Origin of the sequence: Streptomyces sp. 891-h, assembly GCF_022760275.1 — a bacterium.
Lineage (GTDB): Bacteria > Actinomycetota > Actinomycetes > Streptomycetales > Streptomycetaceae > Streptomyces > Streptomyces spirodelae.
This window is the reverse complement of sequence record NZ_CP050693.1, coordinates 4,705,046-4,721,100: the sequence shown is the minus strand read 5'-3', so window position 1 is coordinate 4,721,100 and position 16,055 is coordinate 4,705,046. Positions and strand designations below refer to the sequence as shown.

The 16,055-nt window shown below is 72.9% G+C and carries 11 protein-coding genes; 3 read left to right on the top strand and 8 right to left on the bottom strand.

The window, feature by feature from the left end:
* Positions 1-16 precede the first annotated feature (16 nt).
* Together ftsX and ftsE are read right to left on the bottom strand one after the other, a co-directional pair.
* Entirely contained in the window at positions 17-928 is a 912-nt protein-coding gene (gene ftsX, locus HC362_RS20680; protein WP_243085511.1) for a permease-like cell division protein FtsX, read from the bottom strand.
* 46 nt (positions 929-974) lie between these two features.
* Positions 975-1,664: a cell division ATP-binding protein FtsE gene (gene ftsE, locus HC362_RS20675; protein ID WP_209263562.1), complete on the bottom strand. Its 690-nt coding sequence runs from the start codon at positions 1,662-1,664 to the stop codon at positions 975-977.
* A 307-nt stretch (positions 1,665-1,971) separates the two neighbouring features.
* Between ftsE and HC362_RS20670 the strand changes: the two genes are divergently transcribed.
* Entirely contained in the window at positions 1,972-2,166 is a 195-nt protein-coding gene (locus HC362_RS20670; RefSeq protein ID WP_243085510.1) for a hypothetical protein, read from the top strand.
* Positions 2,167-2,342: 176 nt separating this feature from the next.
* Here the strand turns inward: HC362_RS20670 and HC362_RS20665 are convergent, their stop codons facing one another.
* The 6 genes from HC362_RS20665 to HC362_RS20640 form a co-directional block, all read right to left on the bottom strand.
* A complete protein-coding gene (locus HC362_RS20665) occupies positions 2,343-3,083 on the bottom strand; it encodes an LPXTG cell wall anchor domain-containing protein (protein ID WP_243085509.1) in 741 nt (246 codons plus the stop codon).
* 252 nt (positions 3,084-3,335) lie between these two features.
* A complete protein-coding gene (gene prfB / locus HC362_RS20660; protein ID WP_243085508.1) occupies positions 3,336-4,451 on the bottom strand; it encodes a peptide chain release factor 2 in 1,116 nt (371 codons plus the stop codon).
* 36 nt (positions 4,452-4,487) lie between these two features.
* Entirely contained in the window at positions 4,488-5,261 is a 774-nt protein-coding gene (locus tag HC362_RS20655; RefSeq protein ID WP_243085507.1) for a 2OG-Fe dioxygenase family protein, read from the bottom strand.
* A gap of 85 nt (positions 5,262-5,346) precedes the next feature.
* On the bottom strand, positions 5,347-6,459 hold the full coding sequence (locus HC362_RS20650) for an iron-containing redox enzyme family protein (RefSeq protein ID WP_243085506.1): 1,113 nt from the start codon (positions 6,457-6,459) through the stop codon (positions 5,347-5,349).
* A gap of 86 nt (positions 6,460-6,545) precedes the next feature.
* A complete protein-coding gene (locus tag HC362_RS20645) occupies positions 6,546-7,826 on the bottom strand; it encodes a serine/threonine-protein kinase (RefSeq protein WP_243085505.1) in 1,281 nt (426 codons plus the stop codon).
* A 204-nt stretch (positions 7,827-8,030) separates the two neighbouring features.
* Positions 8,031-9,761 (bottom strand): serine/threonine-protein kinase, encoded by a 1,731-nt coding sequence (locus HC362_RS20640; RefSeq protein ID WP_243085504.1) that lies wholly within the window; start codon positions 9,759-9,761, stop codon positions 8,031-8,033.
* Between the two features lie 341 nt (positions 9,762-10,102).
* On the opposite strand from HC362_RS20640, the gene HC362_RS20635 reads away from it, so the two are divergent.
* Together HC362_RS20635 and HC362_RS20630 are read left to right on the top strand one after the other, a co-directional pair.
* Positions 10,103-14,074, top strand: a complete 3,972-nt coding sequence (locus HC362_RS20635) for an FHA domain-containing protein (RefSeq protein ID WP_243085503.1) — start codon at positions 10,103-10,105, stop codon at positions 14,072-14,074.
* A 567-nt stretch (positions 14,075-14,641) separates the two neighbouring features.
* A complete protein-coding gene (locus tag HC362_RS20630) occupies positions 14,642-15,991 on the top strand; it encodes an ABC transporter substrate-binding protein (protein WP_243085502.1) in 1,350 nt (449 codons plus the stop codon).
* The last annotated feature ends 64 nt before the right edge of the window (positions 15,992-16,055 follow it).

The window sequence follows — 16,055 nt, the reverse complement described above, 5'->3', positions numbered from 1 at the left end:
CGCCCCGCGTCCTGTGTCACACCTTCAGGTACTTGCGCAATGTGAAGAACGCTGCCACGGCCGGCATCAGCACCCCCACGGCGAGGATCAGCGGCAGCACCTTGATGACCGCGTCCCAGCCGATGAAGGTGATCAGCGACATCCGCTCCTGGAGCCAGTTGTTGATCAGGAACCACTTGCCCAGCACGAGCAGCACGCAGGCGAACCCGGCGCCGATCAGCCCCGCGATGGCGGCCTCCAGGATGAACGGCATCTGGATGTAGAAGCTGGAGGCGCCCACCAGTCGCATGATCCCGGTCTCCCTGCGCCTGCTGAACGCCGACACCCGCACGGTGTTGACGATCAGCAGCAGCGCGACGACCAGCATCAGCGCCATCACACACAACGACGCGATGTTCATACCGTTGAGCAGATTGAACAGTGGCTCCAGGGTGTCCCGCTGGTCGGCCACGTCCTGGACGCCCTGTCTGCCGGCGAAGGCGGTCTGCAACACCTTGTACTTGGTCGGGTCCTTGAGCTTGACCCGGTAGGACTCCTGCATCTGGTCCGGCGTCAGCGACGCGGCCAGCGGGGAGTCCTTGAACTGCTCCTTGTAGTGCTTGTACGCCTCGTCGGCCGACTCGTGGTAGATCTTCTCGACCACGTCGAGCTTCTCGAGGTCGGTCTTGATCTCCTTCTTCTGCTGCTCGGTCACCGCGCCCTTGGCGCAGTTGGACTGTGCCATGGCGTCGTTCTTGTTGCACAGGTAGAGGGAGACCTGGACCTTGTCGTACCAGTACCCCTTCATCGTGCTCACCTGCTCCTGCGCGAGCAGCGAACCGCCCGCCAGGGCGAGCGACAGGGCGACGGAGACGATCACCGCGAAGGTCATCGTGAGATTGCGACGGAGACCGACGCCGATCTCCGACAGGACGAACTGGGCGCGCATGGCGTCCCTTCCTCAGTGCTAATGCTGCCTCGGTGCTGGTGCTGCCTCAGTGCTGGTATCCGTAGACGCCGCGCGACTGGTCGCGCACGAGGCGGCCCATCTCGAGTTCGATGACGCGCTTGCGCATCTGGTCGACGATCTGCTGGTCGTGGGTGGCCATCACCACGGTGGTGCCTGTGCGGTTGATGCGGTCGAGCAGCTTCATGATGCCGACCGACGTCTGCGGGTCGAGGTTGCCGGTCGGCTCGTCGGCGATCAGCAGCATGGGCCGGTTGGCGAAGGCCCGTGCGATGGCGACGCGCTGCTGCTCACCGCCGGACAGCTCGCCGGGCATCCGGTCCTCCTTGCCGCCCAGGCCGACGAGATCGAGCACCTCGGGCACCGTCTTGCGGATCTGGCCCCGGGACTTGCCGATGACCTCCAGCGCGAAGGCGACGTTCTCACCGACGGTCTTGTTGCCGAGCAGCCTGAAGTCCTGGAACACCGTGCCGAGCTGGCGGCGCATGTGCGGCACCTTCCAGTTCGACAGCCGGGCCAGATCCTTGCCGAGCACATGGACCTGCCCTGAGCTGGCACGCTCCTCGCGCAGGATCAGCCGCAGGAAGGTGGATTTGCCGGACCCTGAAGAGCCCACCAGGAACACGAACTCGCCGCGCTCGATGTCCAGCGAGACGTCGCGGAGCGCCGGGCGGTTCTGCTTGGGATAGGACTTGGAGACGCTGTCGAATCGGATCACGGATACACCACGTCGACCTGGGTAGGGACAACGGAAGCCGCGGTGCGGCCCCCTGGGCACCTCCCAGCGAGTGCTGGGGAGCGGTGTGGGCGACCATACGCGAAGCGTGGTGTGCTGCGCACGCGGCACCGGTGTGTACTCTCCGCTTCTGCGCCCTTCCTGTCTGTCGCCGCCGGGTTTTTGCAGGTCCGCTGCCGCGAACTGCTGCTTTCTGCGGATGGCCGCCTCACCTGGCAGAGTGGTGAAGAGCACCCCTGGGGAACGAATCACTCACGGGTGGCGTTGGCGCTACTGAGGAGGAGTTCGCATGACATGCGACCGACTGGTGTGTGCCAACTGCGCGGCACCCGTGAGCGAGGGGCGCTGCGCGGTGTGCCGTGCCCACCGGGAGCGGCTGCACCGGGAAGCGCCGCTCGCACATCTGTCGCCCACGGCGCTGATCGCCCTGCTGGTGACGCTGATAACTGTCGCGCTGGTGGCACAGCGGGTGGCCACGGCCTGACCTGAGAGGGGCTGCCCCTGAGCGGCGCCCGTCCATCTCGTCCAACCCGCCGCAGCGGTACGGAACCACAACGCGCCGGGTCCGGCGGTCGGAGGACCACCGAAACCCGGCGCGCTGCTGAGCCTGGCTCTACTGCTGAGACCTAGCTCTTACGTCGCTGCGCTCCGCGAAGCGGACTACGCCGCGGTACGCCGCGTGGCGAGGCGCGGCATCAGGCGGAAGCCGATGCCACCGGCGATCATCGTCGCCGCGCCCACGAGCAGGAACGTGGTCTCGGTGGAACCGGTCTCGGCCAGTTCGTCCTGCTTCTTGCCCGGAGCAGCCGGCTTGCTGTCCTGGACCGGCTGGCTGCCCGCGCTGTCGGGGTTGGTGCCGCCGCCCTCGCAGTTCACCTTGTCGCCGTCGAGCTCGCAGGTGTCGTCGTCGCCACCGCCGGTACCGCCCGTGGTGGCCGGCTCCTCGCCGCCACCGCCGTTACCGCCGTTGCCGCCGTTCCCACCGTTGCCGTTGCCGCCGTTGCCGTTGCCGCCGTTGTCGGCCGCACCGCCGTCGTTGCCACCGGCGTTGCCGTTGCCACCGTTGTCGGCCGCGCCACCGTCGTTGCCACCGGCGTTGCCGTTGCCGCCATTGTCGGCCGCGCCACCGTCGTTGCCACCGTTGCCGTCGCCGCCGCCGACGGTGACGGTGCCGCTGATGCCGCCGTCGTCGCCGCCACCGGCACCGCCGTCGTCACCGCCGGAGCTACCGCCGATGAGGCCGCCGATGAGGCCCCCTTCGCTACCGCTGCTGGAGCCACCGTCGGTGTCGCCCAGCCCCGCGGCCTGCGCCGCGCCCGCGGCGGTCAGCGAGGCGCCGGCGGCGAACACGGCCGCAGCGGCTATCCGCGCGACCCGCAGCCGCGTCTTCGATTTGCTCATGTTCCAACTACCCCCAGTAGCTGTACTCGTGGATGGGGCAGCTGCGCATGGAGCGCGATCCGCACCGGGCTTCCCGTCGAGGCGCATGTCTGCCCCCACCCCGGACTGCCGCCGTTTGCTCACCGGGGCACTCTCTCCACCCCGTCCGTGCGCCCCTGACACAGGCATGCCGAGCGAACAGCTTTCCCCAGCTCTCACACGCCCGTCAAGCGAGGACCCGTTGAACACGGCCCCGATCGAGCTGACGCGGCGTCAGCTCTCGGTCTGCTCCTGCTGCTTGCGCCAGCGAATACCGGCCTCCAGGAAGCTGTCGATGTCGCCGTCGAGCACGCCCTGCGGGTTGCCCACCTCGTACTCGGTGCGCAGGTCCTTGACCATCTGGTAGGGGTGCAGCACATACGAACGCATCTGGCTGCCCCAGGAGTTGCCGCCGTCGCCCTTGAGGGCGTCCATCTTGGCCTGCTCCTCCTGGCGGCGGTGGGCCAGCAGGCGCGCCTGCATGACGCGCATGGCGGCGGCGCGGTTCTGGATCTGCGACTTCTCGTTCTGGCAGGAGACGACGATGCCGGTCGGCAGGTGCGTCATCCGGACCGCCGAGTCGGTGGTGTTGACCGACTGGCCACCGGGTCCGGAGGAGCGGAAGACGTCGATCCGCAGTTCGTTCTCCGGGATGTCGATGTGGTCGACCTGCTCCACGACGGGCAGCACCTCGACCCCGGCGAACGAGGTCTGGCGGCGGCCCTGGTTGTCGAACGGGGAGATGCGCACCATCCGGTGCGTGCCCTGCTCGACGGAGAGCGTGCCGTAGGCGTACGGCGCCTTCACGGTGAAGGTCGCGGACTTGATGCCCGCCTCCTCCGCGTAGGAGATGTCGAACACCTCCGTGGGGTAGCCGCGGCGCTCGGCCCAGCGCAGATACATCCGCATCAGCTGCTCGGCGAAGTCGGCGGCGTCCACACCACCGGCCTCGGCCCGGACGCTGACGACCGCCTCACGCGGGTCGTACTCGCCGGACAGCAGCGTGCGGACCTCCAGCTCGTCCACCGTCTTGCGGACGGCCGCCAGCTCGTTCTCGGCCTCGGCACGCGCGTCCGCGTCGTCCTCGCTCTCGGCCAGCTCGAAGAGCACCCCGACGTCGTCGATACGCCCGCGCAGCTCCTCGACCTTGCGCAGCTGCCCCTGGAGGTAGGAGAGCCGGCTGGTCACCTTCTGTGCGTTGTCCACGTCGTCCCACAGATCCGGGGCCGCCGCCTGCTCCTCGAGCGCGGCGATGTCTGACCGCATCTTGCCCAGGTCAAGGACGGCCTCGATCGACTCCATGGTGGAGGAGAGGGACTTCAGCTCTTCGGATACATCGACGACTGCCACGCTCCCCACCCTAACCGCAAGCCGCCACCCCCAGCCCTAGCCCAGTTGGGCGTCACGCTCCGCGCTGTGCCGTGCGGTCAGCGTGGTCACCAGGACATCGCGCCGGGCCGGCCTGGTGGCGTCGGCCGGGCGGACGGGGGCGACCTCGTGCAGGGTGGCGCGGTCGTCGCCGAGCAGCAGGGTGCCCGGCTCGTGCAGGGTGGCGGTCAGCACTCGGGTGCCGTCGGGCAGGTAGACGGTGCTCTGCCCGCCGACGGCGTTCTCCCGGCCGATCATCAGTGAGGTCACCAGGGTGACTCCGTCGCGGTGCCGGCCCTCGGGGGTGGGCAGCCCGGCACCGTCGGCCGAGGCGACGACCCGGAACGGGTGGACCTTCACGCTCCAGCTGTCGGCGTCCTGCAGGCAGCTCGCGATCCCGCCCAGCATCCGCATCAGCGACTTGAACAGCGGGTCGGCGACGAAGACGTCGGTCAGCGGCTCGAAGTGGCGCTCCTCGCCGACGTAGAGCGGATTGGTGTCCTCGGGCTGCGCGAAGGCCAGGTGCGGCATGGGGCGCAGCGCCCCGGTACGGTCCAGCGAGAAGTGCCCGTACCGGCGCAGCCGGTGGGTGCCCTCGCGTGCCGCGTAGTCGTCAGGGGCCAGGTCCTCCCAGTGGACGGCGAACCGGCGCCAGTCGGCCGCCTCCACGCCGACGCACCGGGAGACGGCGTCCGGGTCCATCAGGTGGGCATGCCGGGAGAGCAGCGCCTGCCGGGCCTCGGCGATCTCACCCGCGCTCCGCAGCGTCGAGCCGCCCGCTATGTCCTCCATGCGGCGAATCCTCCCTACCGCTCGTCGGCTCGCTCGGCCTCTCCGCGCGCCCTCCCACGCGCCCCCACGCGTCCTCCCCAGGCTCCTACGCGCCGTCCGGGTCCGCATCCGGGGGCAGGGACCAGGCGCCGGAAGGCTCGGGCGGCACGGGCGGCTGGAGTGGCTCCCGCAGCGCCGACGCACCGACCCGCCAGCACTCCAGCAGTGCCGCGCCCAGCCGGTCCTCGAGGAAGACCGTGGCGTCCGCGCCGAAGGCCACGTCGGACTCCAGCGCGGGCTCGTCCTCCAGCAGCCCGCCGATCACCTCGTGGCGCACCACCTGCTCGTGCACGGCGTCGGCCTCCACGTGCTCGTCGTAGAAGCGCTGCGCCGCGGGTCCGGCGCCCAGGCGGCGCAGTGCGGCGGCCAGCCGGCGGGAGCCGGGCGAGGAGGTGATCTCCACACAGGCGAAGTGGCCGACCAGGGCACCGCGCAGCGCCCGGTGCAGCCCGAGGAGCGACATCAGGTTGACCGGCGGGAGCGCGGGTCCCGGTGCCGCGTCCAGGTAGTGCCCGTAGGCGGTCTCCAGGTCCAGGTCGCGCATCAGCTCGGCGAAGAGCCTGGCGTGCACGTCCTCGGCCCGCCCGGCGCCGAACTCGTCGTACTCGACGGCGGCCATCGCGGCCTTGGCCCGCCCCGCGAGCCGCGGGATCGCCCAGGCGTGCGGGTCGGCCTCTTTCAGGTGATAGAGCGAGCGCAGGGCCGCGTACTCGCGGAACTGCCACAGCTCCCCCCGGTACTGGAGGTGTGCGGCCACGCTCTGCGGCTGGTCGGCACCGTGCTGTGCGACGGGTTCGACCAGGAGCTCCCCTATGGCGTCGCCCACCGTGCGGCCGGCCGGGACGTGACTGCGCAGTGCCGAAAGGAAGCGGTCCTCGAGCACGCCGCGCAGCCGCAGCAGGTCGGGGTCCCACTCGCAGCGCTCCGGCACCCCGGCGAAACCCCGGTAGTGCAGTTCGTAGAGGGCGTAGAGAGCCAGCTGCAGGTCCTCGCCGTACGGATCGGCGCCCGCGGCCTCCGTCCCGGCCTCACGGACGAGCGCGGCGGTCGTCTCGGGGTTCCCGGCGGTCAGCGCGGTGAGCACGGCCGCCGAGAGCGGGCCGCGCGCGGTGGGCAGGGCGGGGCTGGTGGGGCGGACGAGGTCCGGGATCGCCGTCATACGGTGTGCTCCCGTTCGGTCGGCTCACGCGGTCGGCTCCCGGCGGGCGGGGCCTGGCACGCGCCCGCCGCCGACGGCCGCGGCGGTCAGTCGTCGACCGAGTACCCATGTGCGGGCGCTGGCAACGAACCGGTGTCCTCGTCCGAGGTGGCCAGCCAGCCGCCCACCGCGAGCGCCGCTGCCACCAGTGCGGCCGCGACGCCTATTTTCAGCCGTCGACGGCGAACGGCTGTCCGGTGCCGTGCGGACCCGGCCCGCGCCTCGCCCACCGGACGCGGCGCGCGTGCCGTGCCGTGCGCTCCCCCCGCGAGCTCGTCCTCGCCGGGCACCCGCATGCTCGTATGGGTGTCACGGTTGGCGTCCGGGCCGACCCGGGAATGGACGAGCGGCACGGCGCCGCCCGCGGCCGGTACCGCACCGGTGCCGGAGAGGGAGTGCTCGGCCTCCGCGCGGCCCTCGCCGCCGCCCGGAATGCCCTCCTCCGGTGGCTCGTACTCGGCGTAGCCCTCCTCGCCCTGCTCGTCGATGTCGAGCGGCGGCAGTCCCTCCAGCGCGGGCAGCAGCTCGCGCAGCCGGGCCGCCAGCTCAGCGGCGCGCAGCCTGGAGGCGGGCGCCTTGGCGAGGCACTGGTGGATGAGCTGCCACAGCTCGTCAGGGATGCCCGGCAGCGGCGCCACCGTCTCGGTCACATGCCGGCGCAGCACCGCGCCTGGGTGGCCGCCGCCGAACGGGGTGAAGCCCGCCAGCAGCTCGTAGACCACGGTGGCCAGCGCGTAGATGTCGACGGCGGCGCGCGGCGGCAGCCCCTCGACGATCTCGGGCGCCAGATAGTCCGGGGTGCCGATGATCGAGGTGGCGCGGGTGCGGCTGGGCGAGTCGATGAGCTTGGCCACCCCGAAGTCGGTCAGCAGCGCGGGCGGAGCCCCGCCGGGACCCTCCATCGAGAGGGCGTCCAGCAGGACGTTCTCCGGCTTCACATCGCGGTGCACCAGTCCGGCGGCGTGCGCGGCGGCCAGCGCGTCGGCGACGTCGGCCGCGATGGCGACAGCCGCGGCGGGCGCCAGGCGGCGGTCCCGCTCCAGCCGGGTGCGCAGATCGGTGCCGCGCACCAGATCCATCACGAGGGCCAGCTCGTTGCCGTCCACCACCAGGTCCCGGACGCCGACGACGCGCGGGTGGTCGAGGCAGAGCAGGGCGCTGCGCTCCTGCACGAACCGCTCGACCAGATCCTGATCGGAGGCCAGGTCCTCACGCAGCAGCTTGATGGCGACGGGACCCTCGGGTCCGTCACCGAGCCACACCGTTCCGGCACTGCCTCGCCCGAGGATCCGGTGTGCCGTGTAGCGACTGCCGATCTTCCGTGCCATGGCGACAAAACTACGCGGCGGGGCCCGGCTTGGGAGCCCCGGATGCCGGTAACTGTCACTTCTGTGGGGGAAATCCCCTCTCACAAGTCGACAAATCACCGTAGTGGCAGGTAACTCGGCGCGCGGGCAGCCGGTCGGCGGCGACCGGTCACCGACAGCTCGTCACCGGCCATCCATGGCCCGTCGACGATCACCGACGGCCCGTCAGTTGTTGAACTGACCGAAGAAATCCCCTATCTCGTTGAAGACGTCCTTCGTCGACTGCCAGAAGCTCTTGCCCTCGGCCCACCACTGCGGCGCGTCCGTGAAGTTCCACACCAGCACGCCCGCCACCACGATGATGACGACCATGAACAGGCAGCCCTTCAGACAGCCCAGCCCAGGGATGCGCATCGGGTTGGCGCTGCGCTGCCTCGGCTCGCGGCGCGGCCTGGGCTCACGCTGCTGCCTGGGCTCCGGCTGCCTCGGCTCCCTCTGCGGCCTCGGCTCCCGGCCCCGGGGCGGCTGCGGCTCGTAGCGCTGCGGCGGCGGCTGCGCGGGCCGCTGCTGCTGCCCGTACTGCTGGCCGTACTGCTGCTGGCCGTAGGGCTGACCCTGCGGGGACTGCTGCGGCGGCGGTGGGGCCGCGCGCCGCTGAGGGCGTCGGCGCAGCGGGTCCATGCTGGGGTCCAGCGGCTGGAACTGGGTCTGCTCGTTGCGGTCCCGGGCCGCGCGCAGCTGGCTCTGCCACGGGTGGGGCCCGTCCGGCTGCGGAGGGCCGCCCTGGCCGCCGTCCGGAGGGCCACCGGGGACGGGCGGCATCACCTGGGTGGGGTCGGCGTTGCCGCCCTGGCCCCCCTGGCCGCCGTAACCGCCCTGGGGGCCGCCGGTCTGCGGAAGAACGTTCGTCTCGGCCGACGGGTCGTACTGGCCGCCCGCGCCCGCCGCACCGCTGTGCGGCAGCACCTGCGTCGGGTCAGAGTCGCCCGCGCTCGCGCCCGGGGCCGTGCCGCCCGGTGCACCGGAGTTCGGGACGGGGGCCGGCGCCGGGTCAGGGGCCAGCAGCGCGGCCACCCCGAGCGCCGCACCGGCGGCCTGCGGTGTGGCCTGCGCGCCGATGCCGTCGGCGACCGTACGCAGCCCGCGCGCGAGGTTGACGGCGCTGGGGCGCTCGTCGGGGTTCTTGCGCAGACAGTGCTCGATGACCGTCCACAGCGGGTCGGGGACACCGGCCGGGCGCTCGGGCTCCTGCGCGAGGTGCTGGTGCAGTACGGCCAGCGCGCTGTCACCGCTGAACGGCGGGTAGCCGCTGACCAGCTCGTACAGCAGAATGCCAGCGCCGTAGATGTCCACAGCCGAGGTCTGCGGGCGGCCCTCGGCCGACTCGGGGGCGACATAGGCCGGGGTGCCGACGAACTCCTGGGTACGGGTCAGTCCCGGCGAGTCGGCGAGGCGCGCGATGCCGAAGTCGGTGAGCATCGGCCGCATGCCGTTCTCGTCCTCGGTCAGCAGGACGTTCGCCGGCTTCAGGTCCCGGTGCACCACACCGTCGGCGTGGCTGGCCGCCAGCGCGTCGGCCACCTGTGCGGTGACCAGAGACGCCGCGATGGGCGAGAACGGGCCGTTCTCGCGCAGATAGCGATGCAGGTCCGGGCCCTCGACGAGATCCATCACGAGCGCCAGCAGATCGCCTTCGACCACGAGGTCGCGCGTTCTGACGATGTTGTGGTGCGTCAGCCGCAGCAGCACGGAGCGCTCCCGCAGGAAGCGCATCACCACGTCGGGGTCGTTCGCCAGCTCCTCCTTGAGGACCTTGATCGCGACGGTCTCCCCTGGCTGCCCGGCCACCGCCGCCTCGGAGCCCGCGGTCTCACGCTGGCGGGCACGCCAGACGGTGCCCGTGGCGCCGCGTCCCAGCGGCTCCTCGAGCAGATACTTGCTGCCTACCGGCCGCACGTCATGCGCTCCCTGGTCTCGTACTGCAATCCCGCCCACAATAGTGCCGCCGCGCAAGGGGTTGCCGGGCCCGCGAGGGTGCTCCTCGGCACTCCCGCCTCCGGCGGCGGGGCTGACGGGTTCCCCGGGAAGACGCACACCGGGTGGCGATGGTTGCGGTGGCGCCGCTGCCCGGACAAGATCATTCCGCGCGGCAAGATCGTGCGGATGGCCAGGACGGGCCCCGTTGTCGGTCGCGGGTGCGAGTATGCATGCAGTGGTACGGACGATGTGCCGGCGCGCGAGCGCGGTGGGTGGCCAGCCCGCCCGGCACACGGAGCGGACGGGACCTGGAGGCGCAGATGCAGATCCGGCTGACTGTCGCTCTTGCGCCGCGCGGCGCCCGCGGCGCGGCGGACGCGGGCGCGGGCGAGGCCGGCGGCGCGGGATCGGCAGCGCGCTCCCCCACCCGCTCCCCCTCGCCCCAGCCGGTCGGCCAGGCGAACGTGCTGGTCACAGCCCCCGCAGGCACCGTGCTCTCCGCTGTGACGAACGCCCTGGCGACCTCGGCGGCGGCCGCGCTGGCGACAGCACCCGCTGAGCCGGGGACGGCCTCCGGTCCGGCGCCCGGCTCGACGTCCGGGCGCGGCTCGGTGTCCGGGCCGGGATCGTCCGGGCCAGGACGTGAGGCGGGAGGCCAGGAGGAAGCCCCGCAGGAGCCGGTGGTCGTCTACGCGGGAACGCGGCGGCTCGATCCGCACCGCCAGATCATCGGCGAGCCCCCGCTGCTGGACGGCGCGCTCGTCTCGCTGTACGCCCCGGTCGCCCCCGCCGCGCTGCCCGCGCACGGAGCGGCCGTGACGGCGCTGACGGCATACGGCTCGGCCAAGGCCAGGCTGCATGTCACCGGGGGACCCGACGCGGGCGGCATCCACCTCCTCCAGGGCGGCAAGGTCCACCTGGGGCGCTCGGCCGAGGCCGACGTCCCGCTGGACGACCCGGACGTCTCCCGGCTGCACTGCGCGGTCACCGTCACCGACGGGGGCACGGTCACCGTCACCGATCTCGGCTCCACCAACGGCACCACCCTCGAGGGCACCCCGGTCGGCGGACGGCCCGTGCTCTTCCGCCCCGGCGCGACGCTGCGGATCGGCGAGACGACCATCCGGCTGGAGGCCGCCACGCTCCCCGCGTCCCCGGAAACGGCGGCCGGGAGCGGTCACACCCCCGCCACCACCCCGGCACCGGGGCTGGCACTTCCCACCGTGCCGGACGGCGAGGGACGCCTGCGGCTGGTCCGCGCGGCGCAGGCGGGCGAGGGACAGGACGGTGCGGGGCCGAGCGACGCCGGGACGGGCGGGGCGGGCGCGGGTCCCGGCCAGGAGACCGGTCAGCGCTCCCTCGCGCCCGCCGGGCGTCCGGGACATCCCGAGGATGCCTCCCCGGCCGAGCACTGGGGCACCGGAGACGGCTCCGGCCACCATGCCCACGACTACGCCTCGGCCTCCGGGCCTTTCCCCGGCAGCGATGTCACCCACAGCGCCGGTCTGCTGCCGCCCACAGCCGACGGAAACAGCGGAGAGAACGCGGACAGCGCGGACGGCGAGGACGCGGCGCACCGCAGAGGGCGGGGACTGAGCGCCTGGGCGCGCCGCTTCACGGGCGGCCGCGCCGAGCCCGCGGGCGGCCCGGCGCAGCCGCCGCACGGCCGGCCGCAGGGCCCCAACGGGCCGACGCGGTTCGGCGCGGGTACGGCCGAGGGCTACGCCGCACACCCCGCCGAGGGCTTCGGAAACCCCGCTGCGGCTCCCCCGGCGGGCTTCGGAGCGGGCGAGGCAGCCGGAGCGGGAGCGCCGGGTATCCCCGGGGCGGCCTCCGTGAGCCCGCCGTCCGCGCCGCGCGGCGACGGGCAGCGGTGGCCGGACCCGGCCGCCGTGCTGCTGAGCGCCCTGGGCCCGGGCCCCCGGCTGTGGGAGCGCGATCCGGGCCACCCGGACGCGCTGACCGTACGGCTCGGGGTGGCACACCGCAGCGGCGGGCACGGCGATCCGGTCACCGTCGACCTGCGGCGGGCAGGCTCCCTCGGGCTGGCGGGGCCGCGCGCCCGGCTGACCGGGCTGGCGCGGGCTGTACTCGCGCAGCTCGCCGCGCTGCACGGGCCGAGTGCGCTGGAGGTCGTCCTGCTGTCGGCGGACCCGGCGCGCGGCAGCCTGGCCCGCCACCAGGAGTGGTCCTGGCTCGGCTGGCTGCCGCATCTGCGCCCCGCACACGGCCAGGACTGCTCCCTGCTGACGGCCTACGACCTCGAGCAATCCACCGCGCGGACGGCGGAGCTCGTGCGGCGGCTGGAGGCGCAGGGCACGGCTCCCCGACGCGGCGGGCCGCCCGGCCCGGCCGTTGTCGTGGTGGTGGACGGTGACCCGGGCTCGGCCGACCTGCGCGCGAGCGTGGCCCGGCTGGCGCGGGACGGCGCTGCGGCCGGTATCCATCTGCTCGCCCTCGCCGAGACCCCGCCCGCCAGCCCCTCCTCGCCGGTCGCCGCGACCCTGGAGGCCGCGAACGCCGTCTGTGCCGCCTTCCCCGAGTGCGGGACGGTCGCCCTGCTGAGCGGCGATGTGGCCACGGCGGTCAGAGTCCTGCACCCGGCGCACCACCCCCGGCAGGCGGCGGGGGGCCCGACGACGTCCGGGGCGGCGAGCGGCCCGGTGGCGACGGTCGACGCGGTGTCGGCGGCCTGGGCGGAGCGGTTCGCGCGAGCCCTGGCGCCGTTGCGCGAGCCGGAGGGCGCGGGGGCCGACACGTCCGCAGCGCCGACCGTGACGCTGCCGGAGCAGTGCAGGCTGCTGGAAGAGCTGGGGCTGGCGCGGGCGACTCCGGCCGCGCTGCTCGCCCGTTGGTCGGAGCGGGCGACGGCCACCTTCGGCCGGGTGCCGCTCGTCTTCGGCGCCGGTCCGCACGGGCCGCTGGAGGCCGATCTGAGCGACCTGTCGGAGCTGTCGGCCCGGATGGCACCGGCTGCCGCCGAGGGCGAAGCCGACGAGCCGGGCCGCGCCCTGCCGGGGCACGCCTGCGTCAGCGGCGGCCCCGGCTCCGGCAAGACGGAACTGCTGCGCTCGCTCGCGGCCTCCCTCGCCGCCGGTGAGCGGCCCGACCGGCTGGCGCTGGTGCTGGTGGACGGCGCGGGCGCCGGGGCCGGGGAAGGGCTGCGGGTGTGCGGGGAGCTGCCGCATGTCACGGCGCGGCTGTCGGCGGACGACCCGGTACGGATGCGGCAGTTCGCACAGGCGCTGAGCGCCGAGCTGAAGCGGCGGGCCGAGCTGATCGGGGACGAGAGCAGCTACGAGGAGTACGTACGGCTGGCGGCCCGCCCCGGCGGCCGGGTGGTGGCGCCCCGTCAGGCGCCCGAGCGCGCCCCGGTGCGGGAGCAGGCGCCGGGTGAGCGGACCGGGGAGGGCGTGCAGCTTCCGGCACCCGCTCCGGCGCCGGACGAGCGCGCTGCGGTGGCGGCCCAGCCGTCCGGGCGGCGCGGCGGCTCGGCCGAGAACCGGCCGTCCGGCGAGGGCGGTTCCGGGGGCGGGCTGCACACGCTGCCTTCGCAGGCCGCGCCCCGAACGGGGGGCCTGCCCGGCGGCAGGAGCGGCGGGGAGGCCCCCGCCACCAGTGGCGCCGCCGCCGAGCCGGACCGTACCCAGCGCACCTTGCGGCTGCGCCGTACCGAGGAGTCGGCCGGCTCCGGGGGGCGGGAAGGCGACTTCGGCGAGTCGGGAGCGGTCTCGGCCGCCTCCCTCGGGTCCGCAGGCGTGCCGCCCAGGCTGGTGCTGCTGGTGGACGACTTCGACACGCTGGTCGACCCGGCGCTGGGCAACCCCGGCCGCCCCGCTGCGGGTTCGGTCGTCCGGGCGCTGGAGGCGGTGGCCAGGACCGGGACGCGGCTGGGTGTGCACGTGATCGCGGCGACGGGCCGCGCGGACCGTACGGTGCGCACGGAGCTGGCCCGGACGGCGGCGCTGCATGTGGAGCTGACCGGCGGCGAGCGCGGCGCCGACGGTACGCCACGGGGCCGCGGGACCCTCACCCTGCGGCAGCGCCGGGGGCCGGAGGGCGCGGTCGTCGGCGGGGTGCCGGTCGCCTTCCAGGCGGGCCGGGTCACCGGCCGTATTCCGCGTACGGCGACGCTGCGGCCCACGGTGGTGCCGCTGGACTGGGCGCGGGCGGGGGATCCGCCCGCGCGGCGTCAGGTGCGGGAGTTGGGGAACGGGCCCACGGATCTCGCGCTGTTGGCCAGCGCGATGGAGCGCGCGGCCCAGCAGGTGAGACCTGCCGCGTCGTCGTAGGCCCCGGTCCTGTCCTGGTCCCAGGAGGCCGGGAGGGGGTGCCCCTTGCGACGTATGCGGTCTGCGGGTTCGGTGGTCACTCGCGCAGTTCCCCGCGCCCCTGACGGGGCGCACTGTCTTCATAAGTTGTACGCAGGATGCCGGCCCACTGGAGTCCCGGACGTGGTGAATCGTCCGTTCCGTGCGGGGCGCGAGTGACCGTCCCGTGAAGGTTCCGCGCACCCTCGTGGGCGGCTCGCGCACCCCTCGAAAGGGGCTCGCGAACCTGTCCTGCGCCACCCCGCACGGCTCGTGCGCCGCGCTTCGAGAGCCCTGCACCGATAGCACCAACTCCCCCTCTATGCCCAGGAGTTCGCAGTTGAGGGCACATATGGGCCGCGCGTCGGATCACGGACTGATCAAGATGCCGACGGCGGGCCGGACACTGTTGCCAGCAGGCCTCGTCCGGGCGTACAAACTTCCGCACGAGAAGGTACGACGCGGTGCCGCCCCTGGGCAGCCGCGTCTGCTCATCTCCCGTTCATCCGATGAAACGGGAGCACACGGGGAAAGGGACGGCACTCAACCATGCGAAACTCGCGTGCTCCGCGCACGGCTCTCGCGCTCGCCTCCGCAGCCGCCCTGACGCTCACCGCCGCGGGATGCGCCGCCGAGGACGAGGGGAGCGAGTGGGCGGCCGCACACCGGCCGACCGTGGAACTCCCCCAGCTCAAGGGGGAGAAGCTCCAGGTCGCCGCGGTGTGGACGGGCGACGAGCAGAAGAACTTCCGCAAGGTCCTCGACGAGTTCGAGAAACGAACCGGCGCCAAGGTCGAGTTCGTGCCCACCGGCGACAACGTGGCCACCTACATAGGCTCCAAGATCGAGGGCGGCTCGCCGCCGGACGTGGCGATGCTGCCGCAGGTCGGTGTGTTGCGGGAGTTCGCCAAGAAGGGCTGGCTCAAGCCGCTGGGCAAGCAGGCGCTGGCCGAGTCCAGGAAGAACTTCGCCAAGGGCTGGCGCGAACTGGGCAGTTACGAGGGCAAGCAGTACGGCATCTACTACAAGGCCGCCAACAAGTCCCTGATCTGGTACAACACCCAGGCGTTCGAGGACGCGGGCGTCAAGGAGGCCGAGGACTGGAAGTCCTTCGTCAAGGACGCGGAGACGCTCTCCGACTCGGGGGTCGACCCGGTGTCGGTCGGCGGGGCCGACGGCTGGACGCTCACCGACTGGTTCGAGAACGTCTACCTCTCCCAGGCCGGTCCCGAGAAGTACGACCAACTCGCCGAGCACAAGATCAAGTGGACGGACCCTTCGGTCACCAAGGCGCTGAAGACCCTCCAGGAGCTCTGGGGGAAGGGCCACCTGCTGGCAGGCGGCAACCAGGGCGCGCTGCAGACGGACTTTCCCAAGTCGGTGACGCAGACCTTCGGCAACCTCGCCTCGCCGCAGGCGGCGCTCGTCTTCGAGGCCGACTTCGTCGGCGTCAACATCGAGGGCGACACCAAGGCCCGGATCGGCAAGGACGCGCAGGTCTATCCGTTCCCGAAGGTGGGCGCAAAGCCCCCGGTGGTCACCGCGGGCGACGCGGCGGCGGTGCTGAAGAACAGCAAGGGCGCACAGGCGCTGGCCACCTTCCTCGCCTCCGAGGACGCGGCCGGGATCTGGGCGGCCGAGGGCGGCTATGTCTCCCCCAACAAGGAGCTGGACCTGTCCGCCTACCCGAACCAGCCGCAGCGCGAGATCGCCAAGGCGCTGGTCGGCGCCGGGAACGACTTCCGCTTCGACATGTCCGACCAGGCACCCGCCGCGTTCGGCGGCACCAAGGGCGAGGGCGAGTGGAAAGCCCTCCAGGACTTCCTGAAGAACCCCGAGGACATCGAGGGCACTCAGCGGGCGCTGGAGAAGGCCGCCGCCAAGGCGTACGAGAAGTGAACCGCGCCGTGACCACATCCGCCGCGACCCGTACGACAGCCGCGACCCGTACGACGCGCGTGCC